A 24,647-nucleotide genomic window follows, 5' to 3' on the forward strand; every position below is an offset into this window, starting at 1 on the left:
TTGTGCGCAGCCGGATCATCCAAGTGATTGATGCGCATCAACTGTGCGCCTGAATTTGAACATGAGTGTTCAATTCATGACTAGCATTGCGGACGCAAGAGAAATTTCATCCCGCAACGCCATGCCAGAAAAAAAACCTGATTCCGCCCTGCTGGGCGTGCGCCGCCTGGATTTGCTCACGCATGCCGCCTTGGCGCGCCTGTCGTTTTCCATCTCGCCCCAGTCAATGGTCCTGGCCGTGACGGACTGGGCCACGCACCTGGCAGCCAGCCCCGGCCGGCAGCTTCAGCTGCTGCGTTTGGCGGGGCAGCTTGGCGGACAGCTGCTGGCCTACGCGCAGCGCCTGCTGCTGGCCGATGGCCTGCGGGCCGCGCAGCTGCAAGGCGATCAGCCCCTGGCCGCCGAGCCGCCCGTGCAAGACCGCCGCTTTGCCGACCCGGCCTGGCAGTGGTGGCCCTTCAACCTGCACCACCAGGCTTTTTTGCTGCAACAGCAGTGGTGGGAGGCGGCCACGCAAGACGTGTGGGGCGTGTCTGCGCATCACCAGCAAGTGGTTTCCTTCGCCGCGCGGCAGTGCCTGGACGTGTTTTCGCCCGGCAACTGGCTGCTCACCAACCCCGTCGTGCTGCAACGCACTTGGCGCGAGAGAGGGGCCAACCTCACGCGCGGCCTGAACTACTGGCTGGATGACTTCCAGCGCCTCATGGCCGAAGAGCCGCCCGCCGGAGCCGAGCGCTTCACGCCCGGGCGCGAGGTGGCCGTGACCCCGGGCAAGGTCGTGCTGCGCAACCGGCTGATGGAGCTGATTCAGTACGCGCCCGCCACGGCCAAGACGCGCCCCGAGCCGGTGCTCATCGTGCCCGCGTGGATCATGAAGTACTACATCCTGGACCTTTCGCCGCACAACTCGCTCGTCAAATACCTGGTGGACCAGGGCCACACCGTGTTCTGCATTTCATGGAAGAACCCGGATGAAAACGACGGCGATCTGGGCATGGACGACTACCTGAACCTGGGCTTTCGCGCCGCGCTGGAGGCCATAGAAACCATCGCGCCGGGCCATGCCGTGCACGCGGCGGGCTACTGCCTGGGCGGCACGCTGCTGGCCATCGCGGCGGCGGCGCTGGCGCGCGACGGGCAACTGGGCCGCCTGGCCTCCATGACGCTGTTTGCCGCGCAAACCGACTTCAGCGAACCCGGCGAGCTGAGCCTGTTCATCGACGAAAGCCAGATCGCGCTGCTGGAAGCGCAGATGACCCAGCGCGGCTGCCTGACCGGGCGGCAAATGGCAGGCGCTTTCCAGATGCTGCGCTCCTATGACCTGCTCTGGTCGCGCCTGCTGGGCGAATACCTGCTGGGCGAGCGCCGTCCCATGAACGACCTGATGGCCTGGAACGCCGACACCACGCGCATGCCCGCCCGCATGCACGCGCAGTACCTGCGGCGGCTTTTCCTGCACGACGACCTCAGTGAAGGCCGCTACCTTGTGGACGGCCAGCCCGTCTCGCTGGGCGCGCTGCGCCTGCCCGTGTTCTGCGTGGGCACCGTGGCCGACCACGTGGCCCCCTGGCGCTCGGTCTTCAAGCTGCACCGCCTCGCGCCCGCCGAAATCACCTTCGTGCTCACCAACGGCGGCCACAACGCTGGCATCGTCAGCGAACCGGGCCACCCGCGCCGCCACTACCAGATGCTCACCCGCCACGCGGGCGGCGACAGCCTGACGCCCGATGCCTGGCTGGCCGCCGCGCCCCGCCACGAAGGCTCATGGTGGCCCGCCTGGAACGACTGGCTGAACGCCCGCTCCGGCAAACCTGCCCAGCCTCCGCGCATGGGCGATGCCGTGGCCGACGCGCCAGGCCAGTACGTATTGCAGAAATAAAAGACAAACCAGGCTCCGGCCTTGGCCCATGCAAAACCCCGCATCGTTTTCCCCACCCTGAAGCAAAGGAGCTTTCATGAGCACGACCCAGGACCAATCCACCCGGAACCTGCCCTTCACCCTGCACAAGCTCAATCTGGAACTGCAAGTGAAACTGCTGCGCCTGTTGCAGGAAAACAGCCAGCAATGGCTGGACTACAGCCACCGCCTGCTGCATGACAGCATCAGCGAAAGCGACGCCGCCATGCAAAGCCTGCTGGACGCCGACGACTGGCGCAAGCTCGCCGACCTGCCCAATGACGCCTTCTGGCAGAAAGTGCAGCGCCGCCTCAGCGACAGCCAGGCCGCCATGCAGGCTCTTTTGAAAACGCAGGCCAGCTTTTCCACAGGCGCGCAGCAAGCCATGCAAGCCTGGCAGAAAGACCTGGCCCAGATTCTGGGCGCCATAACCCAAGGGCAGCCGCAAAACCCGAGCGGCCAGAACGCCTTGCAGGCCTGGCTGCAACCTTGGCAATGGCTGCAAAACCCGGCCACGCCCGAACCCGCAAAGGCCGAAGCCAAGGGCAAGAAGCCCGCCCAATAACCAAACTTTCAAGGCCGCGCCTGCCGCACGGGCCATTTGAAAATGAAAAGCCTGCTTTCCATCTGGAATGCAGGCTTTTTCTCTTTTCCACATGGCCCGTTTTCTCAGCAAAGGCCTGTTCAAAGCCAGCTGCAAGGTGCAGAAAGGTTGTGTGACTTGCTGACAATTTGCAAGGCAGCCGCCTTCAAGGCTGCGCTTTTCGTGCTCATGGACAAACAGCAAATGGATTCAGAGGGCTTCAAAAAATAGCTCCTGAATCAATAGCATGAGGTCCTAGTGGAATCTGCGCGAGATGGCTTTCAAGCGCCTTGAATTCGCTCCTGTTTTTGATTCTTTCTGGCGGGCGCAGGCTGCGCTGCCCCAAGCGCCGCACGAAAGCGCGCAAAAAAGGCCGCTGGCAAAGCGGCCTTTTTCATCATGGCGGGGCGCGCAGGCTGCGCCGCTCAGTGCAGCCACAGGCGCATGCCGTCCCACATGCGGCCAAGCCAGCCGGCTTCGGGCACGGCTTCCAGCGCGATGAGGGGCTGCTCGCTCAAGGTCTGGCCGTCCAGCGACACCTTGAGGGTGGCAATGGCCTGGCCTTGCGCGATGGGGGCCACCAGCGGGTCGGGGCGGGCGATTTCGGTTTTCAGATTGCTGGCGCTGCCATGCGGGGCGGCCACGATGATGGGTTGCGTGCGGCCCAGCTTGAGGGTGTTGCTGGCGCCTTTCCAGATGCGGGGTGAGGCGGCGGGTTCGTTGGCGTCAAAGAGTTTCACGCCTTCATAGGCGGTGTAGCCCCAGTTCAGGAGCTTTTGTGACTCATTGGCGCGGGCCGATTCGCTGTCGGCGCCGAGCACGATGGAGATGAGGCGGCGGCCGCCCAGGCCGGGAAAGTCGCGCTTGGCGGTGGCCACCAGGCAGTAGCCGGCGGCTTTGGTGTGGCCGGTTTTGAAGCCGTCCACCGTGGGGTCGCGCTGGAGCAGCCAGTTGCGGTTGTTTTCGTTGCTGGCGGGGGTGCCGGGGTAGCGGTATTTCTTGATGCTGTAGTAGTGCATGTATTCGGGAAAGTCCTGGAGCAGCCGCGTGGAGAGGGTGGCCAGGTCGCGCGCGGTGGTGGTGTGTCCCGCTTCGGTCAGCCCTTCGGGGTTGGTAAAGCCCGTGTTTTTCAGGCCCATCGCCTTGGCCTGCTCGTTCATGAGGCGCACGAAGTTTTCAACGGTGCCGCCCACGCCCTCGGCCAGGGCCACGGTGGCGTCGTTGCCGGACTGCACGATCATGCCCTTGAGCAAATCATCCACGGGCACCTGCATCTTGGGGTCAATGAACATGCGCGAGCCAGGCATCTTCCACGCGCGTTCGGAGACGGGCAGGCGCTGCTCCAGCGTGACTTTGCGCGCGCGCAGGGCGTCGAACACCAGATAGGCGGTCATCAGCTTGGTCAGGGAGGCTGGTTCGACAGGCTCGTCAATATCTTTGGCAGCCAGAATCTGGCCGCCTGCCGTTACGTCCACCAGCATGTAGGCGCGCGCGGCGATGTCGGGCGGCTGGGGCAGGGTCTGGGCGGTGGCCGCCAAAGCGGCTGCGGCGAAAAAAAGCGCGGCCAGCGCGCGGGCAAATCGCGTCATTTCGGAATGAAAAAAGGGGAAAAAACGGGGAAGGACGGTTCAGGCTCAAGCCAGGGAGCGCAAATGGCGCGCGGCCAGCCCCTTGAGCAGCGGCAATTGTCCGTGAAAGAAATGCCCGCCTCCGGGAATAACCGTGACGGGAAGTGACTGCGGCCGCGCCCAGTCCAGCACGGCGGCCAGGGGCACCGTGTCATCGGCCTCGCCATGCAACACCAGCGTTTTTTCATGCAGGCTTTGCGGCACGGGCGGCACGGCAAAGCGCGAAGCGGCCGTGCCCACCAGCACCAGCGCCGCCGGCTCGTCACCGGCTTGCGCCAGGCTGGTTGCGGCCTGTGCAGCCACGAAGGCGCCGAAAGAAAAGCCGGCCACCGCCAGCGCTTCGCCGCCCTCGCGCGCCTGGCTGATGACGGCCAGCATGTCGCGCGCCTCGCCCCGGCCTTCGTCATGCACGCCCGCGCTCGCGCCCACGCCCCGGAAGTTGAATCGCAGCGCGCGCCAGCCGCACTGCACGAAGGCGCGCGCCAGCGTTTGCACCACTTTGTTGCTCATGGCGCCGCCAAAAAGCGGATGCGGATGGGCGATCACGGCCAGGCCGCGCGCGGCCTGGCTGCCGGGCTGGCTGGCGCCGGGGCGGTCCAGCAGCGCCTCAATGGCTCCGGCCTCGCCTTGCAGGGTGAGAGATTGGGTGTGAGCGTTCATGGGCTGGCGATTTTGCTTCAGAAAAGATAGCTGCCTGCGCCCATTCCACAAGGGCTGGCGGGCGATGGGGCGTTGAGGCCCTGATGCTGAAACGGCAAGCGTGCCAGCAAGCGGCAAAGGGCAGAGGGTGGGCGCGGCAAGCTGCCCACATAGCCCGGGTGTATCAGAAACAGGAGCGAATTCAAGGGGGTCAGAATGCCTCTTCGCGCTGATTCCACTAGGACCTCATGCTATGAATGAAGGAGCGAAATCAGGCCATGCGCCGGGCCGTCTTTTTCTGCGCTTTGCGGCCTGGCCGCGAGCAGGCTCCGGGCTGCCGGGCGCATACTCGCCGCCCTTTGCGCAACCGCTTCTTTCACTGCCATGCCCCTGCACATTGCCATTGCCCAGATCAACCCCACCGTGGGCGACTTGCCGGGCAACGCCCGCCTGATTGTTGAGGCCGCACGCGCGGCGCACGCGCAGGGCGCGCGGCTGCTGCTCACGCCGGAGCTGGCAGTGTGCGGCTACCCGGCGGATGACCTGCTGCTTCAGCCCGGTTTCGTTGCGGCCTGCCAGGCCAGCGTGGCGCGCATTGCGCAGGAGACGGCGGCGCTGGCTGATTTGACGCTGGTGGTGGGCCACCCCGCGCCCGTGGCGGGGCCGCACGAAGCGGGGCGCGCGCTGTGCCACAACGCAGCCAGCGTGCTGCGCGGCGGGCGCATCGTGGCCACGGCGCTCAAGCAAAACCTGCCGGATGACGCCGTGTTTGACGAGCGCCGCCACTTTGTGCCGGGGCCGCCAGCGGCCTGCGTGTTCGAGGCAGGCGAAGGCGCGCAGAGCCTGCGCGTGGGCCTGCTCATTTGCGAAGACGCCTGGCAGGCCGCGCCCGCCACGCAGGCCAGGGCGGCGGGCGCGCAGCTGCTGGCGGTCATCAACGCCTCGCCCTGGCGGGCGGGCAAGCCAGACGAGCGCCAGCAGGCCATGCGCCAGCGCGCGCTGGAAACGGGCCTGCCGCTGGTTTACGCGAACCTGACGGGCGGGCAAGACGAGCTGGTGTTTGACGGCGCATCGTTTGCCTTGCAGGCCGATGGCGCGCTGGCCGGGCGTGCGGCGCGCTTTGAGCCGCAGCTGTGGCCGGTGCGGGCGGCCTGGCAAGGCGGCCATCTGGCGCTGGCGGCGGATTCGCCCGAATCGCCTGAATCACCCGAAGGCCAGCTTTGGGACGCGCTGGTGCTGGCGCTGCGTGACTACGCGCGCAAAAACGGCTTTGGGCAGGCGCTGCTGGGGCTGTCGGGCGGCATTGACTCGGCGCTGGTGCTGGCGCTGGCGGTCGATGCGCTGGGCGCAAGCCAGGTGCGCACGGTGATGATGCCCAGCCCCTACACCGCCAGCATCAGCCTGCAAGACGCGCGCGAAATGGCCCGGCGCGTGGGCGTGCGGCATGACGAAATCGACATTGCCCCCGCCTTTGAAACCCTGCAAGCCAGCCTGGCGCCGCTGCTGGACGGCAAGCCTGCCGACACCACGGAAGAAAACCTGCAAGCGCGCGTGCGCGGCGTGCTGCTCATGGCCTTGTCCAACAAGCACGGCCACCTGCTGCTGACCACGGGCAACAAGAGCGAATACGCCGTGGGCTACTGCACGCTGTATGGCGACATGTGCGGGGGCTTTGCGCCCATCAAGGACGTTTACAAAACCGCCGTTTTCGCGCTGGCGCGCTGGCGCAACGCGCACAACCCCTGCGGCACGGTGGACAACCCCATTCCCGAGCGCATCATCACCCGCCCGCCCAGCGCCGAGCTGCGCGAAGGCCAGACCGACCAGGACAGCCTGCCGCCCTATGAAGTGCTGGACGCCATGCTGGCGCGCGTGCTGGAGCAAGGCGATGGTCGCGCCGAATTGGAAGCCGCCGGCTTTGACCCCGCGCAGACGGCGCAGGTGCTGCGCCTGCTGCGGCTGGCCGAATACAAGCGCCGCCAGTCCGCGCCGGGGCCGTGCGTTTCGCAGCGCGGCTTTGGCAGCAAAGACTGGCGTTACCCTGTCACGAACGGTTTGCGATAGACTCGCGCGCCATTTCCAATAATCCTGTTCAGCCCTGCCGCCGGTTATTCATGAAAAGTCCGCCAAACCAGCGGACTTTTTTGTTTTCCGGCAGCAAGCCATTCCGTCATGATTCAGCCATGAAAATACCAGCGCCGCGCCTGACTTCCACCACGCTGGCGGCTTTTGCCGCGCTTTTTTTCACCCTGCTCAATTACGCCTTTTTTGCCGAGGCCTTGCGCGCCCACCCTTTCCGGGGTGAAAGCGGCGACTGGTTTTTGCTGACGCTGCCGTTTTTCATTTTCTTTTTCATCAACATTTTCGCGCAATTGCTGGCGCTGCCGTTTTTGCACCGCGTCATCATGCCCGCGCTGATCGTGATTGGCGCGGCCATTTCATGGAGCAGCATTTTTCTGAAAGTGTATTTTTCGCGCGAAATACTGAATAATGTTTTGCAAGCCACGTCGGCAGAAACGCTGCGCGTGCTCTCGCCTTCTTACGCCATTTGGGTTGTCGTGTTTGGCATTGCGCCCGCGCTGCTTTATTTACTGGTGAAAGTGCAATGGCGCTCTTTGGTGCGGGAGCTGGGCTGGCGCATGGCCTGGATTATTTTTTCGGCGCTGGGCATGGCGGGCATTGCCTGGGGGTTTTATCAGGATTACGCCAGCTTTTTTCGCAATAACCACGGCATCATGAAGCTGGTGGTGCCTTCCAATTTTGTGGGCGCGGCGCTTTCCAAGGCGCGCATGGCCTGGCGCGCGCGCATTCCTTACACCCGGCTGGACGTGAACGCGCGCCAGCTGCCGCCCGCGCCTGGCGCCAAAAGGCGCGTGGCCGTCATCATCGTGGGCGAGACGGCGCGCGCGCAAAACTGGGGGCTGAACGGCTACGCGCGCCAGACCACGCCCCGGCTGGCCGCGCGCAGTGACATCATCAATTTCACACAGGTTTCAAGCTGCGGCACCGATACCGCCACGTCCGTGCCCTGCATGTTTTCCGTCATGGACCGCGCGCATTATGACGAGGCGCACGCCGAAATGCAGGATAACCTGATGGATATTTTCCAGCGCGCGGGCGTTTATGTTTACTGGGTGGATAACAATACCGGCTGCAAAGGCGTTTGCAACCGCATTCCCAATGAATTGATCACCCATCGCAATCTGCCCGAATACTGCCAGGGCGGCGAATGCATGGACGATATTTTGCTCACTGATTTCGACAAACTGATTGACAGCGCGCAAGAAAAAGACGCCGTGCTGGTGCTGCACACCATTGGCAGCCACGGCCCGGCCTATTACGCGCGCTATACGCCTGAATACCGCCAGTTCACGCCCACTTGCGATACCAATGAAATTCACCGCTGCACCAATGAAGAGCTGGTGAATACGTATGACAACACGCTGCTTTACACCGACAAATTCATTGCCGACGTGATTGGGCGGCTGGAAAAGCGCACGGATATGGCCAGCATGGTTTTCTACGCTTCAGACCACGGCGAATCGCTGGGCGAAAACGGCATTTACCTGCACGGCACGCCGCGCAGCATTGCGCCCAAAGAGCAAACGCGCATTCCCATGATTTTCTGGTTTTCGCCCGCCTGGCTGGAAGAAGGCGATTTCGACATTCAGTGCCTGCGCCAGCGCGCGCAAAGCGGCTCATACAGTCAAGATAACTTCTACAGCACCCTGTATGCCCTGATGCGGCTGGACACGCAAGCGCCCGGCAGCACCTGGCAGCAGGCGCTGGACATCATCCAGCCTTGCCGCCGGGCGGGCCGCTGATGGCCGTCCGCCGCCCTGCGGCGCAATGGGAAAATTCGCGCCCCATGCACCTTCTTGCCCTGAGCGCCGCCGCCGCTGACTTGCTGCAAACCCTGCTGGCCCATGCGCAGCCTGCCGATATGGCGGTGTCGCAGTTCTTTGAAAAGCGCCGCACAGGCTCGCGCGAACGCGCCCGGCTGGCCGATGCCGCCTACGCCGTGCTGCGCCGCAAGCGCTGGTATGAACACTTGGCGCGCCGCTTTGAAGCCGAAGCGCCCGCCGGTTTTGCCAACAGTGCTGACTGGCCCATGCCGCGCCGCATGGCGCTGCTGGCGCTGCTTGATGGCGAAGGCAGCGAAAGCAGCGATTTTTCAGACGCGCCCGCCGAACTCCGCTCCTGGCTGGCCGCCTGCCGCGCCCTGCAAAGCCAGCCCGCCGGCCTGTCTGAAGCCTGCCGCCACAACCTGCCCGACTGGCTGGCCGCCGCCTTGCAGGCATCCATGACGCAACAGCCGCAAGACTTCTGGCCGCTGGCCGAAGCCCTGCTGCAAGCCGCGCCGCTGGATTTGCGTGTGAACGCCATGAAGGCCAAGCGCCCTGCCGTGGCCGCCGCGCTGGCCGCAAGCGGCATTCAGGCGCAGGAAACGCCCTGGTCGCCCTGGGGGCTGCGCGTGGCGGGCAAGCCGCGCCTGGCCCATCTGCCCGCGTGGCAGCAGGGCCTTGTGGAAGTGCAAGACGAAGGCTCGCAGCTGCTGGCGCTGCTCACGCAGGCGCGGCGCGGCCAGCTGGTGGTGGACTTTTGCGCGGGCGCGGGCGGCAAAACGCTGGCGCTGGGCGCCATGATGCGCGGCGCGGGCCGGCTGTATGCGTTTGACGCCTCCGCCCACCGCTTGCAGGGCCTTCAGCCGCGTCTGGCCAGAAGCGGGCTGGGCAACGTGCACACCGCCGCCATCGCCCACGAGCGCGACGCACGCCTCAACGTCCTGCAAGGCAAGGCCGATGCCGTGCTGGTGGACGCGCCCTGCTCCGGCCTGGGCACGCTGCGCCGCGCGCCCGGCCTGAAGTGGCGCACCTGCCCTGAAGACATCGCCCGCCTGGCCGAACAGCAGTTTTCCATCGCCCAAAGCGCCGCCCGCCTCGTCAAGCCCGGCGGGCGGCTGGTTTACGCCACGTGCAGCCTGCTGCCGCAGGAAAACGAAGCCGTGGCGCAGGCCCTTTCAAACGCGCTGCCCGGCTTTGCGCCGCTGCACGCGGGCGACGTTCTCGCCGCCGCCAAAGTGCCGCAGGCGGCCCGGCTCACGACTGAAGCGGGACATTTGCGCCTGTGGCCGCACTTGCATGGCACGGACGGCTTTTTTGCCGCCGTCTGGCAGCGCCGGTAAGGACAGGCGTTCGCGCCCGCCGCTTCATTTCGCATCGTCTCCTTCCGAAAGAAGAAAACCAATGACACCGCCCCAAGTCCACCACGTCACCCACCCCCTCGTGCAGCACAAGCTCACCCTCATGCGCAACAAGAACGCCAGCAGCACCACCTTCCGCACCCTGCTGGGCGAGCTGGCCATGCTCATGGCCTACGAAGTCACGCGCGACATGCCCACGCATCTGGTCGAGGTTCAAACCCCGCTGGAAACCATGCAAAGCCCCATGATCGACGGCAAAAAGCTCGTGTTCGCCTCCATCCTGCGCGCGGGCAACGGCATGCTCGACGGCCTGCTGCGCGTGGTGCCCAGCGCCCGCGTGGGGCACATTGGCCTGTACCGCGACCCGGCCACGCTCAAGGCCGTGGAGTACTACTACAAGATGCCCGCCGATCTTCAGGAGCGCGATGTCATCGCCGTGGATCCCATGCTCGCCACTGGCCACTCCGCCGTCGCTGCGCTGGACAAGCTCAAGGCCGCCCGTCCGCGCTCGCTCAAATTCCTGTGCCTGCTGGCCGCCCCCACCGGCATCCAGACCCTGCACGCCGCCCACCCGGACGTGCCCATCTACACCGCCGCCATTGACCGCGAACTCAACGATCACGGCTACATCCTCCCCGGCCTGGGCGACGCGGGCGACCGCATTTTTGGCACAAAATAAAACGTTTCAACCACCGCTTTTTCAAACAGAGAGGAAATACCATGCGCATCACCTCCATTGCCTTGCTTGCCGCCAGCGCCGCCCTGCTGGCCGCCTGCTCCAGCGCCCCCGTTCCGCGCGAGCAAATGGCCGTGGCCAAAAGCGCCGTCGAGCGTGTGAACGCCAACCCCGGCATCGTCAGCAGCGCCCCTGTTGAACTGCAAGCCGCGCGCGACAAGCTCGCCCGCGCCGAGCGCGCGATGAGCAACCGCGACTACGTGCAGGCCCGCCGCCTGGCCGAACAAGCCAGCGTTGACGCCCGGCTGGCCGAATCCAAGACCGCCGCCCTGCGCGGCGAAAGCGCCGTGCGCGAAGTGCAGGAATCCATCCGCTCGCTGGATGACGAACTCCAGCGCCGCGGCCAGTAATTCGCGGCCAGCCATATCTGCGCCATTCCTTTACTCAAACCCCTTATCGCCATGACCCGACAACGCCTTCGCACCTCCGCCTTGCTGGCCGCCAGCGCCGCCGCCCTGCTCGCTGCCTGCGGCGCCAACCCGCCCAACCCCGCGCTTGAAGAAGCCCGCCGCGCCGTCAATCAGGCCGCCGCCACCCCCGCCGTGGCCGAACGCGCCGCGCTCGAACTCAAAGCCGCCTCCGACACCCTGGCCCGCGCTGACCGCGTCTGGGCGCAGGACGGCGACCAGGCCGAAACCGAACACCTGGCCTACCTGGCCCGCCAGCGCGCCGCCATCGCCCAGGCGCAAGCCCAGGCCCGCAACGCCGACAGCCAGCTGCAACACGCCAGCAACCAGGCCAGCCAGCTGCGCCTGCAAGCGCGCACCCGCGAAGCCGAAGCCGCCCGCGCTGAAGCCCTGCGCGCCCAGCAAAGCGCCGAAGCCGCCCGTGCCGAAGCCGCCCGCCAGCAAAGCGCCGCGCAGGCCGCGCAGGCCCGCGTCGCAGCGCTTGAAGCCAAGCTGCGCGAAATCGAAGCCCAGCAAACCGAACGCGGCCTGCTCGTCACCCTGGGCGACGTGCTCTTTGAATTCGGCAAGGCCGACCTGCTCGCCGCCGCCGGCCCGCGCCTGGACAAACTCGCCGAATTCCTGCGCCAGTACCCCGACCGCCGCCTGCTCGTGGAGGGCTACACCGACTCTGTCGGCTCCGCCAGCTACAACCTCGACCTCTCCCGCCGCCGCGCCCAGGCCGTGCAGACTGCCCTCACCCAGCGCGGCATCGACATCAGCCGCATCACCGCGCAGGGCTATGGCAAGGACTACCCCGTGGCCAACAACGCCACTGCCGAAGGCCGCGCCATGAACCGCCGCGTGGAAGTCATCATTGCCGACGACAAAGGCAACCTTCGCGGCCGCAACCAATAAAGAAGCCGCAAGCCATGCCCGCCGGGCCGCCACGCGCGGCCCGTTTTCATTTATGCAAAGCTGCACCAACCCTGACCGTGAAGGACAGCGAATCGGGATGGGCCGCGAGGTGCAAACTACAGACGGGCTTTGTCACTTGCTGAAGATTGGCGAAACCCAAGAGCGCCCGGATCTGCGCTTTTCGCGTCCACGAATAGACTGCGAACAGATTCCTCAATCCATCGCATCCGGCGTGAGGTCATGCAGCTTGTCTTCCTCGCACCTTTTGCCTTTTCAGCCTTTTCATCTCATGACGCCACAAACCACCCGCGTCTGGCTCTGGCTGCACAAATGGAGCAGCCTCATTTGCACCGTCTTCATGCTGCTGCTGTGCCTGACGGGGCTGCCGCTCATCTTTCACCACGAGCTGGGGCACTGGCTCGGCACTGAAATGCAAGCGCCGCCGCTGCCCGCCGGCGTGGCCGCGCGCGCCGTCACCCTGGACGAAGCCGTGGCCGTGGCGCAGCGCGTTCACCCCGATCGCGTGGCGCAATACGCATCGCCCGAAGAAGACAGTGACGATCTCTGGCGCGTGACGATGGCCCCCACGCCCGCGCCCACGGATGACTTCCGCCTTGTCGTGGTGGATGCGCGCACGGGCGACTACCTGGGCACGCCGCCGCTGCACAGCGGCTTTTTGTGGATCATGTTCAAGCTGCACGTGGACCTGTTCGCGGGCCTGGCGGGCAAGCTCTTTCTGGGGCTGATGGGCGTGTTGCTGCTCGTCTCGCTCATCAGCGGCACGGTGCTTTACGCGCCCTTCATGCGCAAGCTCGCATTCGGCACAGTGCGGCGCGGCAGCGACCGCCCGGCCAGCCGCCAGGAAGATGACAGGGCGCGCAAACAGCGCGCTGCCCAGCGGCGGCTGAAGTGGCTGGATTTGCACAACCTGCTGGGCATCGTGCTGCTGGCCTGGCTCTTTGTGGTGGGCGGCACCGGCGTCATCAACACCTGGGCCGATTTGCTCGTCAAATACTGGCAGCACGACCAGCTCTCGGCCTACCTGGCCCCCTACAAAGGCCAGCCCACGGTGCCGCAAGGCGAGCGCGCGCCCATTCACCAGGCCCTGCACGCCGCACAAGAGGCCGTGCCTGATACGCGCCTTTATTTCATGGCCTTCCCGGGCACGGCCTTTGCCAGCCCGCACCACTACGTCTTTTTCATGCGCGGCAACACGCCGCTGACAGCGCACCTGCCGCGCCCCGTGCTGGTGGACGCGCGCACCGCGCAAGTGACCGCCGCGCCGCGCCTGCCCTGGTACCTGACGGCGCTGCTCATGTCGCGCCCGCTGCACTTTGGCGACTACGGCGGCTGGCCCATGCAAATCCTGTGGGCGCTGCTGGACGTGCTGTCCATCATCGTGCTGGGCAGCGGGCTTTACCTGTGGCTGAAAAAGGGCAACAAGACGGCCAAAGCGGGTTCGGTGCAGCGGCGCTGAAAACGCCAGCCCGCTTTCGCTTTCTCCGACATGCTGGCCTGGGATTATCAAAACAGGAGCAAATCAAAGGGATGAAAAAGCCGCTTCGCGCTCATTCCACTAGGACATCATGCTATGGATTAAGGAGCGAATAAAAGCGTCTTTTTCCCGCCTTTGCCGTGCGGCACATTCTTTTATGGCCGGGTTTCAAAGCTCGTGCACTGAACAGGCTCTCAGGCGCGGCCAATGCTGGCCGTGGCGACGAGTTCTTCCAGCAGCGCCAAGCTAGCCTGGCCAGGCAAGGCGTAGGGGTCGAGGGCGGCGCGTTCGCTGTATTTGAGGAGGATGGCAGGGTTGATGCGGCGGGTGTCCACAACGCCCATCGTCCAGCCGGCAAAGCGCCTTTCGGTGATTTCTTCGTAGCGCAGCAGCACCACGTCGCGGTGGCGCGCGTCGCGCAGGATTTCGCCGTAGAGGCTGTTGACGGCGGCGCGGCCGCCTTCAATGGCTTGCATGAACACGCCGTCGCCGCAGACCAGCACGCCAGTGATGCCGCGTTCGGCATTGCGCGGCTGGGAGTGCTGGCAGATGGAGGCGATAGTGGCCGCTGCCGGTTCGGCGGCGCGGCTGGCAAAGAGCAGGCGCACGAGCATGGCGGTTTCAATCCCGGGGAATGAGTGAGAGAAATTCGCGGCGCAAGTTGGGCTGCGTGAGAAATACGCCGCGCATGACGGAGTTGATCATCTTGCTGTCCACGTCTTTCACGCCGCGCCAGGCCATGCAAAAGTGCGTGGCCTGCATGACCAGCGCCAGCCCGTCGGGGCGGGTTTTCTGCTGAATGAGATCGGCCAGCTGCACGACGGCTTCTTCCTGGATTTGCGGGCGGCCCATGACCCATTCGGCCAGGCGCGCGTATTTCGACAGGCCAATGACGTTGGTGCGTTCGTTGGGCATGACGCCGATCCACAGCTTGCCCATGACGGGGCAAAAGTGGTGGCTGCACGCGCTGCGCACGGTGATGGGGCCGACGATCATCAGTTCGTTGAGCCGCTCGGCGTTGGGAAATTCGGTGATGGCCGGCGCGGCGGCGTAGCGGCCCTTGAAGACTTCATTCACATACATCTTGGCCACGCGGCGGGCGGTGCTGGCGGTGTTGTGATCGTCCTCGGTGTCGATAACCAGGCTTTCGAGCACGCCTTGCATTTTGGCGGTGACTTCGTCGAGCAGCTGCTCCAGCTCGCCGGGCTGGATGAAGCTGGCGATGTTGTCGTTGGCGTGGTAGCGCTGGCGCGCGGCTTTGAGGCGCTCGCGGATCTTGGTGGAGACGGGCACGCCTTCGTCTTCGGCGCTGGCAGGCGCAGGGGCGTTGGGGTTCATGGACTGCATGGGCTTTTGGGAGTGGAGCGGAGCGCCGGGGCGCTGATGGCGGGAGCGGCGCGCGGGCGTCAGCGCAGGGTTCGCCCTTTGGCCAGGCCCCGCAAAAAGCCTTGAGCCAAAGGGCGGACGCGCTGATAAATCTGCCAGCCAGACCAGACGCGCAGGCCCAGTCCAAGCAGCAGGCGCGGGCGCGTGAGGGCCGCGCCCGCCAAGGCCGCGCCCGCGAGCAGGAGCAGCGGGCCGTGCTTTCGCATTTGCTCGCGCGCCCGGCTGGCGAGGCTGGCAGCGCCGTCGGCCATGCGGGCGGCGGGGCGCAGGGCCTGGCTGCCTTGGGCGATGCGCTCGCGCAGCTCGGCGGAGCGCGCCAGCAGCCGTGCGCGGCGTTCAGCAAGGGATTCGGGGCTGGAGGGCGTCACGGGAGGCGTCATGAGCGCAGCCTTTCGCAGTCGCGCGCCAGCTCCTGCCGCGTGGCGGCGAACCAGCCGCGCCCATCGCGCGCGCGCGCCAGCGCCAGCCAGGCCAAGCCCGCGCCGCCGCCCAGAAAAAGCGCCGTGAAAACGCCCAGCGCGAGCAGCCGGTGCTCATCCCACAGCAGCACGGTGAGAAATACGGCCAGGAACGCCAGACCAAGGCATAAGAAGGCGGCGGCGGCCAGCGCGCACAGCAGCACGGCCAGCAGGCGGGCGCTTTCTTCGCGCGCTTCCAGCGCCAGCAGCTCCAGGCGCACGTGGGCCAGCTCCAGCGCGTCGGCCAGCAGGCCGCGCAGGCGACTGACGAAGCCAGGGCGGCTGGCGGCGGTATCAGCGGAATCGGCGGCGGGCATGGGCGGGCCTTTCTGGCAGGGGAGACAAAGCAAAACCGGGCCTTGGCAGCCCGGTTCGCGCATCAGACAGGTTTCTGGCGAGGCGGTTTTTGGCAGGCCAAGCGCGCCTTGTGTCAGAGGCCCATCAGCGGCGGCCAATCAGCACGCCAATGAGCAGGCCCAGCGCCGCCGCCACGCCGATGGAAGACCAGGGGTTGTCGTGCACGTAGTCATCCGTAGCGTAGGCCATTTCGCGCGTTTTGGCGCGGATGGCGGCGTCGGCGTCAGCCAGTTTTTCGCGGGCGATTTGCAGGTTTTCGCGGGCGCGGGTGCGCAGCTCGGCCAGGCGGCTGTCGGTCTGGCCGGCGGTGGCGCTGAGCAGATCTTCGGCGTCGGCAATCAGGCGGCGCAGGTTGGCGGCCAGCTGTTCCTTGGTTTCGATGGCGGCTTCTGTCAGCTGCTCGGAGGCAGCAGCGACCTTTTTGGCGGCTTTGGATTCAGGCATGGTTGGCTCCTTGCGAAAGGTGGAAAGACACTTGCGCGGCATGATAGCAGCGGCCAGCTTCTGCAAGCCTGCTACCTTCGCAGCCATGAATCAAACGGTTTCGGTGCTGGCGCTGGGCTGGCGGGGGCTTTGGCGCGATGCGCGCGCCGGGGAGTTGCGGCTGCTGATGCTGGCCGTGCTGCTGGCGGTGGCGGCGCTGGCTTGCGTGAGTTTTTTTGCCGACCGGCTGCAAGGCGGCTTGCGGCGCGACGCGCGACAGCTGCTGGGCGGCGATGTGGTGCTGGCCAGCGACCACGCGCCCGCGCCGCAGTGGCAGGCCAAGGCGCAGGCGCTGGGCCTGCAGACGGCGCTGACGCTGAACTTCGCGACGATGGCGCGCGCGCCTGACAGCGTGGCGGGCGAGCCGGGCGCCAGCCGCCTGGTGTCGCTCAAGGCCGTGCCGCCGGGCTATCCGCTGCGCGGCAGTCTGCGCGTGGCCGATGGGCCGGATGCGCCCGATGAAACCACGCGCGAAGTGCCCGCGCCCGGCCAGGCGTGGGTGGATGCCGCGCTGCTGGAGGCGCTGGACATGGCGCCCGGCCAGAAGCTGCTGCTGGGCGACGCGGCGTTCACGGTGGCCAAAGTCATCACGGCCGAGCCAGACCGGGGCAGCGGCTTTGCGGGCTTTGCCCCGCGCGTGATGCTGCGCGAGAGCGATTTGGCCGCCACGGGCCTGGTGCAGCCGGCCAGCCGCATCACCTGGCGGCTGGCGGTGGCCGGTGATGGCGCGGCGGGCGACGAGGCCGTGGCCACTTTCACGCAATGGGCCGAGGCGCGGCTCAAGGGTGCGGACAAGGCGGCATCCGCAACGCCTGCTGCACCGGACGCACCGGACGCACCGGACACGCGCGGCATGAGCCTGGAGTCGCTGGACAGCGGCCGCCCTGAAATGCAAACCACGCTGGCGCGCGCCGAAAAGTTTCTGAACCTGGTGGCGCTGCTGGCCGCGCTGCTTTCGGCTGTGGCCGTGGCGCTGGCCGCGCGCGCTTTCGCCCTGCGGCGGCTAGATGACGCCGCCGTTTTGCGCGTGCTGGGCCTGCCGCAGCGCGCGCTGGCGGGCGCTTACGCGGTGGAATTTTTGCTGGCCGGGCTGGCGGCCAGTCTGGCGGGCGTGGCGCTGGGCTGGGCGCTGCACCACGCTTTCATCTGGCTGCTGGCCGGGCTGGTGCAGGCGGATTTGCCCGCGCCCGGCCCCTGGCCCGCGCTGCTGGGCCTGGGCGTGGGACTGACGCTGCTGGCCGCCTTTGGCCTGCCGCCCGTGCTGCAACTGGCGCGCGTGCCCCCGCTGCGCGTGCTGCGGCGCGATATGGGCCAGCCCAAGGCCGCCCCGCTGGCCGTGCTAGGCCTGGGCATGGCCGGTTTTGCCGCGCTGCTGCTGGCCGCCAGCCGCGACGCCACGCTGGGGCTGATGGCCGTGGGCGGCTTTGCGGGCGCGGCGCTGCTTTTCGCCCTGCTGGCGCGGCTGGCCGTGGCCCTGCTGCGCCGCTGGGCGGGCGCGGCAGATGGCGCCCCGCGCTGGCTGGCGCTGGCCGCGCGGCAAATCACTGCCCGCCCCGCCCATGCCGTGGCGCAAGTCAGCAGCCTGGCCGTGGGCCTGATGGCGCTGGTGCTGCTGGTGCTGCTGCGCACCGACCTGATGGCCAGCTGGCAGCGCGCCACGCCGCCTGATGCGCCCAACCGCTTCACCATCAACGTCATGCCCGATCAGGCCGAAGACTTTCGCGCCGCCCTCGCGCAAGGCGGCGTGCGCGGCTACGACTGGTACCCCATGTTCCGGGGCCGCCTGGTCAGCATCAACGGCCGGCCCGTCACTGCCGCCAGTTTCAGCGACGAGCGCGCGCAGCGCCTGGCCGAGCGCGAATTCAACCTCTCCCACACCCCCACGCTGCCCGCCCACAACAGCCTGGTCGCCGGCCGCTGGCAGCCCGAAGAAGCGGGCGCGGCCAGCGTGGAAGAGGGCCTGGCCGAAACGCTGGGCATCCGCCTGGGCGACACGCTGGGCTTTGACTTCGCCGGCGCCACGCACGAAGTGCGCGTGCGTTCGCTGCGCAAGGTGGACTGGGGATCGCTGCGCGCCAATTTCTTCGTGCTCCTGCCCGTGAGCGAATTGCCCGATGACGTGGCCTACACCTGGATGGCCGCCTGGCGCTCGCCTGGCCAGCCGGGTTTTGACAATGCCCTCGTGCGCCAATTTCCCAACATCACCAGCATCGACATGAGCGCCACTTTGGCGCAGGTGCAGCGCGTGCTGGCGCAAGTGATTCGCGCAGTGGAATTTCTTTTTGCCTTCACCCTGGCTGCCGGGTTGCTGGTGCTGGTAGCCGCCATCACCGCCACGCGCGAAGAAAAAGCGCGCGAATTCGCCATCATGCGCGCCCTGGGCGCTTCTGCCGCCTTGCTGGGTAAGGTGCAGCGCGCCGAACTGGCCGGCGTGGGCCTGCTGGCCGGCGCGCTCGCCAGCCTGGTGGCCAGCGTGCTGGGCTGGGGGCTGGCGCGCCACGTCTTTGAATTTGACTGGACTGCGCCCCTTGCCACGCCTTTGCTGGGCAGCCTGGCGGGGGCGGCCCTGGCCCTGGCCGCCGGCTGGTGGAGCCTGCGCGAAGTGCTGCGCCGCCCCGTGGCGCAAACGCTGCGGCAGGCGGGCGAATAACCGGAGCGAATGCCCCTGCCTCTTTTCACGCTCACGGCCAACCCGCGATCCTTGCGGCGCGGTGGCGCCAGACGTTTTGCGGCGGCTGATTCATCAGCGGGAATGAGCGCAACTGCAACACGCAGCCCGTGCTGAGAAGCTTGTTCAAAGTCCGTGAGCACGGAAAGCGCGGACTTGGGCAGTCCATGGCGTTGCAAACGCCTTGTCAGGCAGCAGGCGGACAGTCAGGCCTTGCATCTTGCGGTCCATCCCGATTCACTCTTTTCCCCTCACGGCTCAACTCTGGGCAGAATCTCAGAAACAGGAGCAAATTTGAGGGGTCTAAAACACCAGCCTGCGCAGTATCCACTAGGACATCATGCTATGAATAAGGGAGCTAAAATAGACCTTCCAACGTTCGCCCACAGTCGCTAAAAACGACCCCGACGGCCTGTTGCGTCGCAATTGGCTGGCCGGTCAGCCAGCCCGTCTGCGGCTTGCGCTGGCTGCCAAGCTCTCATCTGCTCTTTCATCCTCTCGTGGCCAGCCCTTGAACAAGCTCTGGGGCCGTGCTGGTCGCCTGGCGCGCTCAAAGCGCTTTCAGGCTGCCGGGAACAAGGCGGGCGCCCAGCTCGCGGGTGATGTGCTGCACAAAGGGGTCGGCCATGAGCAGCTCGCGGGCGGCTTGCAGGCGGGCGGCGGCGTGCTGGGCATTGCGGCGGGCGGGGGTGTCGGTGAGGTCGGCGGTTTCGCCGGTTTGCACTTGCAGCGTGATGGCGTGGCCTGCGGCTTGCAAGGCGGCTTGCAGGCGGGCGGCGGTGGCGGGCTGGGCCAGGGTGGCATTGGCGGTGCGCAGCGTCCAGACGCCTTCGCCTCGGGCGATGAGTTGTGATTGCAAGGCAAGTTCGCGCGCGAGGGCGGTGATGGCTTCGCGGGCGATGAGTTCTTGCACGAGGGCATGCCAGAAGCTGCCTTCGGGCGAGGGGGTGAGGGCGGGCGGCGCAGCGCTGGAGGAAGCGGCGGGCGCGCTGGAAGGGCTTTCGTGCGCTGAGGTTTCGCGCACGGGAATGGCGATGAGGCTGGCGGCGGAAGGCGTTTGAGCCGCGCCTGGCTCGCCGGTTGCGCCAGGCGCTTCAGGGGCGGGCGGCGCGTCCACATCCGGTGTGGCGTGGCGGGCGTGAGGCGCGGCGATGACGGGCAGGGCCTGCACGGCTGGCGGGCGCGGCCGCTGGCGGGCGGGTTCGGCGGCGTCATGCCAGGGCGGGGCGCTGCCGGGAGCGTCTGGGTCGCCTTCAGCCATGAGGGCGTCGAACCAGCCGTCGTCATCCGGTTCGCTGGCGCTGTCTGGCGGCGCAGGGAAGGCGGGCTGGGCGAAGGCTGCGGCTTTTGCTGTTTGGGCTTCTTCGGTTTGGGCTTCTTCGGTTTGGGCTGTGTCTGGCAGGGCGGCAGCGGCTGGCGCAGGGGGCGCATCAGCCGCGTGGGCGAGCGATGGGGCCGGGCGGGAGGCAGGCGCTTGCGGGGCGCCGGGCGCGGAGGCTGCCGGGGAACCGGCGGCGGGCTGGGCGGCCGGGGCGGGCTGCCGGGCTTCATTGGGCGCGGCTTCTGGGCCTGCGGCAGGTGCGATGGGGTTTGCGGCGCTGGCGGGCGGCGGCGTTAGCACAGCGGGGGTCGATGCGGCGGCCTCATCCGCTTTCAGTGTTTTTTTTTCTGGCGCGGCGCAGCCGCTGCCGCCGGGTTGGGCGGCAGATGGTTTGAAGGGCAGCAGGCGCAGCAGGGTCATCAGCAGGCCGGTGTATTCGTCGGGGGCCAGGCCCAGTTCGGCGCGGCCATGAATGCACAGGCTGTAGAGCAGCTGCGTTTCATCGGGCGGCAGCAGGGCGGCCAGGCGGGCGGTTTCCTGCGCGTCGGGGTCAGCTTCGTCCACGGGCATGCCGGGCACGGCCTGGTGCACGGCCATGCGCTGGAGCACGCTGGCCATGTCTTCCAGCGCGGTGGCGGCTGAAAGACCGTGGGCGCGCAGGTGGTCCACGGTTTGCACCACGGCGCAGCCATCGGCGGCGGCCAGCGCGTCAATCAGGGCAAAGACGAGGCTGCCGTCCACGCTGCCGAGCATCTGGCGCACGCCCGCTTCGGCAATCTGGCCGCTGCCGAAGGCGATGGCCTGGTCGGTCAGGCTGAGCGCGTCGCGCATGGAGCCGCGCGCGGCGCGCGCCAGCAGGCGCAAGGCGGCGGCTTCGGCGGGCACGTCTTCTTGCGCCAGCACGCGCTGCAAGTGCGCCAGCACGGTTTCGGGGGCCATGGGCCGCAGGTTGAATTGCAGGCAGCGCGAAAGAACGGTGACGGGCACTTTCTGCGGGTCGGTGGTGGCGAGCACGAATTTCAGGTATTCGGGCGGCTCTTCCAGCGTTTTGAGCATGGCGTTGAACGCCGTGTTGCTGAGCATGTGCACTTCGTCAATCATGAAGACCTTGAAGCGCCCTTGCACGGGCTTGTAGACGGCTTGCTCGAGCAGGCCCTGCACTTCGTCCACGCCCCGGTTGCTGGCGGCGTCCAGCTCGGTGTAGTCCACAAAGCGCCCGGCGTCGATGGCCGTGCAGGCCGCGCACTGGCCGCAAGGGGTGGCGGTGATGCCGCCTTGCCCGTCAGGCCCCGTGCAGTTGAGCGATTTGGCCAGGATGCGCGAGACCGTGGTTTTGCCCACGCCGCGCGTGCCGGTGAACAAATAGGCGTGATGCAGGCGCTGCTGCGTGAGCGCATTGCCCAGGGCCTGCACCACGTGCTCCTGGCCCACCATTTCTGAAAAGTTGCGCGGACGGTATTTGCGGGCCAGGACGAGATAGGACATAGGGCGCGGATTCTATGGGCCGCCCCATGCGGCGCAGGGGCATGGCCGGGTGCGGAATACGGATGGAGCGAGCACGGCATGGCCCTTTGCTTGCCAGCAAGAAACAGGAGCAAATTCAAGCAGGCAAAAAATCCATCTCGCGCAGATTCCACTAGGACCTCATGCTATGGATAAAGGAGCGAAATACCTTGCCTGCCCGCAGCCTGCGCCCGGCCCTTCTTTTCTGCGCCTGTTTTCACCGCCAGGCCCAGGCGGGCAGCGCTGATAATCCGCGCCCATCATGAATCAGCTCGACTCTCTCAGGCAGTTCACTGCCGTGGTGGCCGATACGGGCGACTTTCGCCAGCTGGCGCAGTTTCAGCCGCAAGACGCCACCACCAACCCTTCGCTCATTCTCAAGGCCGTGCAAAAGCCCGAATACGCGCCGCTGCTGGCGCAAACCGTGGCGGCGCATCGCGGCCGGCCGCTGGACGAAGTGGCCGACCGGCTGCTGGTGCGCTTTGGCTGCGAAATCCTGGCGCTGATTCCGGGGCGCGTTTCCACTGAAGTGGACGCGCGCCTGTCGTTTGACGAAAACGCCACTTACACCCGCGCCGAGCGCCTGATCGAGCTGTATCAGGCCGAGGGCGTGCCGGTGGAGCGCGTGCTCATCAAGATTGCCGCCACATGGGAAGGCATCCGCGCCGCAGAGCGGCTGCAAAGGCGCGGCATCAACTGCAACCTCACGCTGCTGTTTGCCTTTTGCCAGGCCGTGGCCTGCGGGCAGGCGAAGGTGCGGCTCATCTCGCCTTTTGTGGGCCGCATTTATGACTGGCACAAGGCGCGCGCGGGCAGCGCGTGGGACGAGGCGGCGCACGCGGGCGCCAATGACCCCGGCGTGCAGTCCGTCACGCGCATCTTCAACCACTACAAGCGCTTTGGCATTGCCACCGAAGTGATGGGCGCGAGCTTTCGCAACACGGGCCAGATTGCCGCGCTGGCCGGGTGCGATTTGCTCACCATCAGCCCCGATTTGCTCGCCCGGCTGGCCGAAAGCCGCGCGCCCCTGCCGCGCGCGCTGGACGCCGCAGCCGCCCGCCAGCTTGACTTGCCCGCCGCCAGCTTCGGCGCCGATGAGGAAGCGGCCTTTCGCTTTGCGCTCAATGAAGACGCCATGGCCACCGAAAAGCTGGCCGAAGGCATCCGCGCCTTCGTGGCCGACGCGAAAAAGCTCGACGCGCTGTTGCAGCAATGAGCCTTGCCAGCCGCCCGCGCTGCGACGCCACGCCCGCCTGGGCCGCCCTGGCCGCGCACCACCGGCAGCGCTTTGACGGGGCGGATGCGTTTGATTTGCGCCGCGCCTTTGCCGAAGACGCCCGGCGCTTTGAGCGCCTGAGCCTGCAAGCGCCGCACGTTTTCGCCGATCTGTCCAAAAACCTGCTTGACGAGCGCGCCCTGGCGCTGCTGCTGCAACTGGCCGCCCAATGCCAGCTTGAAAGCTACCGCGACGCCATGCTGGGCGGCCAGGCCGTGAACAACACCGAAGGCCGCCCGGCCCTGCACCCGCTGCTGCGCTGCCCGCCCGGCGCTGCGCCCGCCGCGCTGCAAGCCGAACACCGCGAGTGCATGAAGCAGCTTGACGCCATGCTGGCGCTGGCCGAAAGCATCCGCGCCCAGGGGCGCTTCACCGACGTGGTTCACATCGGCATCGGCGGCTCTGACCTCGGCCCGCGCCTGGCCTTGCAGGCGCTGCAAGATCACGTGCGCCCCGGCGGGCCGCGCATCCACTTCGTGGCCAACATGGACGGGCACGAGCTGGCCGCCGCGCTGGCCGCGCTGCAACCGGCGCGCACGCTTTTTGTCATTGCCTCCAAGAGCTTTGGCACCGCCGAAACGCTGCAAAACGCCCGCTCCGCGCGCGCCTGGTTTTTGCAAAACGGCGGGCAGGAAAGCGATCTGGCCGCGCACTTTGCCGCCCTGACGGCCCGGCCCGAAGCCGCGCGCGCCTTTGGCGCGGGCCAGTGCCTTACTTTTGCCGACGGCGTGGGCGGGCGCTACTCGCTGTGGTCGGCCATTGGCCTGCCCGTGGCCATTGCGCTGGGCGCGGCAGGCTTCAAGGCGCTGCTGGCGGGCGCGCATGCCATGGACCGCCACTTCGCCAGCGCCCCCTTGCACGCCAACCTGCCCGCGCTGCTGGGCCTGCTGGATGTGTGGAACCGCAACTTCCACCGCTTTGCCAGCCGCTGCATCGCCCCCTACCACCACGGCCTGCGCCGCCTGCCCGCCTATTTGCAGCAGCTTGAGATGGAAAGCAACGGCAAGCGCGTGGACGCCGCCGGCCAGCCCCTGGCCTTTGACAGCGCCCCCGTCGTCTGGGGTGAAGCGGGCAGCAACGGCCAGCACGCTTTCTTTCAGATGCTGCACCAGGGCACGCAAGTCATTCCCGTCGATTTCATCGCCACGCGCGAAGCCACGCACGAGCTGCCCGGCCATCACGCCAAGCTGCTCACCAACGCGCTGGCCCAGTCGCGCGCGCTCATGATGGGCCAGGCGGGCGAAGACGGCCACCGGCACTTTCCCGGCAACCGCCCCAGCACCTTCTTGCTGCTGGAGCGGCTGGAGCCGGCCAGCTTCGGCGCCCTGCTGGCGCTGCACGAGCACCGCGTGTTCACCAGCGGCGCCATCTGGGGCCTCAACAGCTTTGACCAGTGGGGCGTGGAGCTGGGCAAGCGCCACGCGGGCGACATCGAAGCCTGCCTGCTGCAAGGCCACGCGCAAGACATGGACGCTTCCACGGCCGGGCTGCTGGCGCGGCTGCGCTAGCGCGGCCCAGGCCAGGGCAGGCGCAAGCCGCCCCGGAGCCTGTTCATGAAAGCCAACTGGCCGTCTGAATCAGCTCCTTGATTGATAGCATGATGTCCTAGTGAACATTGCGCGAGAGCTAGTTTTCATGCCGCCGGATTTGCTCCTCTTCTTGAAGAATGAAACCCTGCCGCGAGGAGCGAATGGCCAGACGGCGCAGGCG

Annotated in this window: 21 protein-coding genes; 13 read left to right on the top strand and 8 right to left on the bottom strand. The window is 66.8% G+C overall.

The window, feature by feature from the left end; all coding sequences use genetic code 11:
- Nucleotides 1-121 precede the first annotated feature (121 nt).
- The 3 genes from C1720_RS00305 to C1720_RS00315 all read left to right on the top strand — a co-directional run bounded on the left by C1720_RS00305 (nucleotide 122) and on the right by C1720_RS00315 (nucleotide 2,711).
- Nucleotides 122-1,879: a PHA/PHB synthase family protein gene (locus C1720_RS00305; protein ID WP_102282830.1), complete on the top strand. Its 1,758-nt coding sequence runs from the start codon at nucleotides 122-124 to the stop codon at nucleotides 1,877-1,879.
- Between the two features lie 76 nt (nucleotides 1,880-1,955).
- Nucleotides 1,956-2,462 carry a phasin family protein gene (locus tag C1720_RS00310; RefSeq protein WP_102282831.1) on the top strand — a complete coding sequence of 169 codons (507 nt, stop codon included), beginning with the start codon at nucleotides 1,956-1,958 and terminating at the stop codon, nucleotides 2,460-2,462.
- A 42-nt stretch (nucleotides 2,463-2,504) separates the two neighbouring features.
- Nucleotides 2,505-2,711, top strand: a complete 207-nt coding sequence (locus tag C1720_RS00315) for a hypothetical protein (RefSeq protein ID WP_102282832.1) — start codon at nucleotides 2,505-2,507, stop codon at nucleotides 2,709-2,711.
- Between the two features lie 194 nt (nucleotides 2,712-2,905).
- On the opposite strand, the gene C1720_RS00320 is transcribed toward C1720_RS00315, so the two are convergent.
- Together C1720_RS00320 and C1720_RS00325 are read right to left on the bottom strand one after the other, a co-directional pair.
- Nucleotides 2,906-4,069 carry a D-alanyl-D-alanine carboxypeptidase family protein gene (locus tag C1720_RS00320; protein ID WP_102282833.1) on the bottom strand — a complete coding sequence of 388 codons (1,164 nt, stop codon included), beginning with the start codon at nucleotides 4,067-4,069 and terminating at the stop codon, nucleotides 2,906-2,908.
- 45 nt (nucleotides 4,070-4,114) lie between these two features.
- On the bottom strand, nucleotides 4,115-4,768 hold the full coding sequence (locus C1720_RS00325; protein ID WP_102282834.1) for an alpha/beta hydrolase: 654 nt from the start codon (nucleotides 4,766-4,768) through the stop codon (nucleotides 4,115-4,117).
- Between the two features lie 363 nt (nucleotides 4,769-5,131).
- Here C1720_RS00325 and C1720_RS00330 point away from each other — a divergent pair, with 363 nt between their 5' ends.
- The 7 genes from C1720_RS00330 to C1720_RS00360 all read left to right on the top strand — a co-directional run bounded on the left by C1720_RS00330 (nucleotide 5,132) and on the right by C1720_RS00360 (nucleotide 13,467).
- Nucleotides 5,132-6,811: an NAD+ synthase gene (locus C1720_RS00330; RefSeq protein WP_102282835.1), complete on the top strand. Its 1,680-nt coding sequence runs from the start codon at nucleotides 5,132-5,134 to the stop codon at nucleotides 6,809-6,811.
- Nucleotides 6,812-6,930: 119 nt separating this feature from the next.
- On the top strand, nucleotides 6,931-8,571 hold the full coding sequence (locus tag C1720_RS00335) for a phosphoethanolamine transferase (RefSeq protein ID WP_102282836.1): 1,641 nt from the start codon (nucleotides 6,931-6,933) through the stop codon (nucleotides 8,569-8,571).
- 44 nt (nucleotides 8,572-8,615) lie between these two features.
- Nucleotides 8,616-9,932 carry an RsmB/NOP family class I SAM-dependent RNA methyltransferase gene (locus C1720_RS00340; RefSeq protein ID WP_102284415.1) on the top strand — a complete coding sequence of 439 codons (1,317 nt, stop codon included), beginning with the start codon at nucleotides 8,616-8,618 and terminating at the stop codon, nucleotides 9,930-9,932.
- Between the two features lie 61 nt (nucleotides 9,933-9,993).
- Nucleotides 9,994-10,629, top strand: coding sequence for a uracil phosphoribosyltransferase (gene upp, locus C1720_RS00345; protein WP_050716073.1), 636 nt, complete (start codon nucleotides 9,994-9,996; stop codon nucleotides 10,627-10,629).
- A 41-nt stretch (nucleotides 10,630-10,670) separates the two neighbouring features.
- Nucleotides 10,671-11,036, top strand: coding sequence for a DUF4398 domain-containing protein (locus C1720_RS00350; protein WP_102282837.1), 366 nt, complete (start codon nucleotides 10,671-10,673; stop codon nucleotides 11,034-11,036).
- Nucleotides 11,037-11,087: 51 nt separating this feature from the next.
- Nucleotides 11,088-11,990, top strand: a complete 903-nt coding sequence (locus tag C1720_RS00355) for an OmpA family protein (protein ID WP_050716071.1) — start codon at nucleotides 11,088-11,090, stop codon at nucleotides 11,988-11,990.
- A gap of 289 nt (nucleotides 11,991-12,279) precedes the next feature.
- Nucleotides 12,280-13,467: a PepSY-associated TM helix domain-containing protein gene (locus tag C1720_RS00360; protein WP_102282838.1), complete on the top strand. Its 1,188-nt coding sequence runs from the start codon at nucleotides 12,280-12,282 to the stop codon at nucleotides 13,465-13,467.
- Between the two features lie 212 nt (nucleotides 13,468-13,679).
- Here the strand turns inward: C1720_RS00360 and C1720_RS00365 are convergent, their stop codons facing one another.
- From C1720_RS00365 to C1720_RS00385, 5 genes are all read right to left on the bottom strand, one after another.
- The gene (locus C1720_RS00365; RefSeq protein ID WP_050716069.1) at nucleotides 13,680-14,099 is read right to left on the bottom strand and encodes a BLUF domain-containing protein; all 420 of its coding nucleotides are present in this window, start codon (nucleotides 14,097-14,099) and stop codon (nucleotides 13,680-13,682) included.
- Between the two features lie 7 nt (nucleotides 14,100-14,106).
- Nucleotides 14,107-14,823 carry a GTP cyclohydrolase I gene (gene folE, locus C1720_RS00370; RefSeq protein WP_102282839.1) on the bottom strand — a complete coding sequence of 239 codons (717 nt, stop codon included), beginning with the start codon at nucleotides 14,821-14,823 and terminating at the stop codon, nucleotides 14,107-14,109.
- Between the two features lie 68 nt (nucleotides 14,824-14,891).
- Nucleotides 14,892-15,251, bottom strand: a complete 360-nt coding sequence (locus C1720_RS00375) for a hypothetical protein (RefSeq protein WP_050716067.1) — start codon at nucleotides 15,249-15,251, stop codon at nucleotides 14,892-14,894.
- Entirely contained in the window at nucleotides 15,248-15,646 is a 399-nt protein-coding gene (locus C1720_RS00380) for a phage holin family protein (RefSeq protein ID WP_102282840.1), read from the bottom strand. The genes C1720_RS00375 and C1720_RS00380 overlap by 4 nt, the downstream gene beginning before the upstream one ends.
- 124 nt (nucleotides 15,647-15,770) lie before the next feature.
- Entirely contained in the window at nucleotides 15,771-16,130 is a 360-nt protein-coding gene (locus C1720_RS00385) for an ElaB/YgaM/YqjD family protein (RefSeq protein WP_082203286.1), read from the bottom strand.
- 85 nt (nucleotides 16,131-16,215) lie between these two features.
- On the opposite strand from C1720_RS00385, the gene C1720_RS00390 reads away from it, so the two are divergent.
- Nucleotides 16,216-18,819, top strand: coding sequence for an ABC transporter permease (locus C1720_RS00390; protein ID WP_102284416.1), 2,604 nt, complete (start codon nucleotides 16,216-16,218; stop codon nucleotides 18,817-18,819).
- Nucleotides 18,820-19,387: 568 nt separating this feature from the next.
- On the opposite strand, the gene dnaX is transcribed toward C1720_RS00390, so the two are convergent.
- The gene (gene dnaX / locus C1720_RS00395; RefSeq protein WP_102282841.1) at nucleotides 19,388-21,643 is read right to left on the bottom strand and encodes a DNA polymerase III subunit gamma/tau; all 2,256 of its coding nucleotides are present in this window, start codon (nucleotides 21,641-21,643) and stop codon (nucleotides 19,388-19,390) included.
- A gap of 280 nt (nucleotides 21,644-21,923) precedes the next feature.
- Here dnaX and tal point away from each other — a divergent pair, with 280 nt between their 5' ends.
- On the top strand, nucleotides 21,924-22,877 hold the full coding sequence (gene tal / locus C1720_RS00400) for a transaldolase (RefSeq protein ID WP_102282842.1): 954 nt from the start codon (nucleotides 21,924-21,926) through the stop codon (nucleotides 22,875-22,877).
- Nucleotides 22,874-24,445 (top strand): glucose-6-phosphate isomerase, encoded by a 1,572-nt coding sequence (gene pgi, locus C1720_RS00405; protein ID WP_102282843.1) that lies wholly within the window; start codon nucleotides 22,874-22,876, stop codon nucleotides 24,443-24,445. Before tal ends, pgi begins: the two co-directional genes overlap by 4 nt.
- Nucleotides 24,446-24,647 lie beyond the last annotated feature (202 nt).

This window comes from Ottowia massiliensis, assembly GCF_900240305.1.
GTDB classification, from domain to species: Bacteria; Pseudomonadota; Gammaproteobacteria; order Burkholderiales; family Burkholderiaceae_C; genus Ottowia; species Ottowia massiliensis.

Excerpts from the sequence above, each read along its gene's own strand:
- C1720_RS00305 (WP_102282830.1), top strand. The coding sequence starts at position 122 with ATGCCAGAAAAAAAACCTGATTCCGCCCTGCTGGGCGTGCGCCGCCTG.
- C1720_RS00310 (WP_102282831.1), top strand. The coding sequence starts at position 1,956 with ATGAGCACGACCCAGGACCAATCCACCCGGAACCTGCCCTTCACCCTG.
- C1720_RS00315 (WP_102282832.1), top strand. The coding sequence starts at position 2,505 with ATGAAAAGCCTGCTTTCCATCTGGAATGCAGGCTTTTTCTCTTTTCCA.
- C1720_RS00320 (WP_102282833.1), bottom strand. The coding sequence starts at position 4,069 with ATGACGCGATTTGCCCGCGCGCTGGCCGCGCTTTTTTTCGCCGCAGCC.
- C1720_RS00325 (WP_102282834.1), bottom strand. The coding sequence starts at position 4,768 with ATGAACGCTCACACCCAATCTCTCACCCTGCAAGGCGAGGCCGGAGCC.
- C1720_RS00330 (WP_102282835.1), top strand. The coding sequence starts at position 5,132 with ATGCCCCTGCACATTGCCATTGCCCAGATCAACCCCACCGTGGGCGAC.
- C1720_RS00335 (WP_102282836.1), top strand. The coding sequence starts at position 6,931 with ATGAAAATACCAGCGCCGCGCCTGACTTCCACCACGCTGGCGGCTTTT.
- C1720_RS00340 (WP_102284415.1), top strand. The coding sequence starts at position 8,616 with ATGCACCTTCTTGCCCTGAGCGCCGCCGCCGCTGACTTGCTGCAAACC.
- upp (WP_050716073.1), top strand. The coding sequence starts at position 9,994 with ATGACACCGCCCCAAGTCCACCACGTCACCCACCCCCTCGTGCAGCAC.
- C1720_RS00350 (WP_102282837.1), top strand. The coding sequence starts at position 10,671 with ATGCGCATCACCTCCATTGCCTTGCTTGCCGCCAGCGCCGCCCTGCTG.
- C1720_RS00355 (WP_050716071.1), top strand. The coding sequence starts at position 11,088 with ATGACCCGACAACGCCTTCGCACCTCCGCCTTGCTGGCCGCCAGCGCC.
- C1720_RS00360 (WP_102282838.1), top strand. The coding sequence starts at position 12,280 with ATGACGCCACAAACCACCCGCGTCTGGCTCTGGCTGCACAAATGGAGC.
- C1720_RS00365 (WP_050716069.1), bottom strand. The coding sequence starts at position 14,099 with ATGCTCGTGCGCCTGCTCTTTGCCAGCCGCGCCGCCGAACCGGCAGCG.
- folE (WP_102282839.1), bottom strand. The coding sequence starts at position 14,823 with ATGAACCCCAACGCCCCTGCGCCTGCCAGCGCCGAAGACGAAGGCGTG.
- C1720_RS00375 (WP_050716067.1), bottom strand. The coding sequence starts at position 15,251 with ATGACGCCTCCCGTGACGCCCTCCAGCCCCGAATCCCTTGCTGAACGC.
- C1720_RS00380 (WP_102282840.1), bottom strand. The coding sequence starts at position 15,646 with ATGCCCGCCGCCGATTCCGCTGATACCGCCGCCAGCCGCCCTGGCTTC.
- C1720_RS00385 (WP_082203286.1), bottom strand. The coding sequence starts at position 16,130 with ATGCCTGAATCCAAAGCCGCCAAAAAGGTCGCTGCTGCCTCCGAGCAG.
- C1720_RS00390 (WP_102284416.1), top strand. The coding sequence starts at position 16,216 with ATGAATCAAACGGTTTCGGTGCTGGCGCTGGGCTGGCGGGGGCTTTGG.
- dnaX (WP_102282841.1), bottom strand. The coding sequence starts at position 21,643 with ATGTCCTATCTCGTCCTGGCCCGCAAATACCGTCCGCGCAACTTTTCA.
- tal (WP_102282842.1), top strand. The coding sequence starts at position 21,924 with ATGAATCAGCTCGACTCTCTCAGGCAGTTCACTGCCGTGGTGGCCGAT.
- pgi (WP_102282843.1), top strand. The coding sequence starts at position 22,874 with ATGAGCCTTGCCAGCCGCCCGCGCTGCGACGCCACGCCCGCCTGGGCC.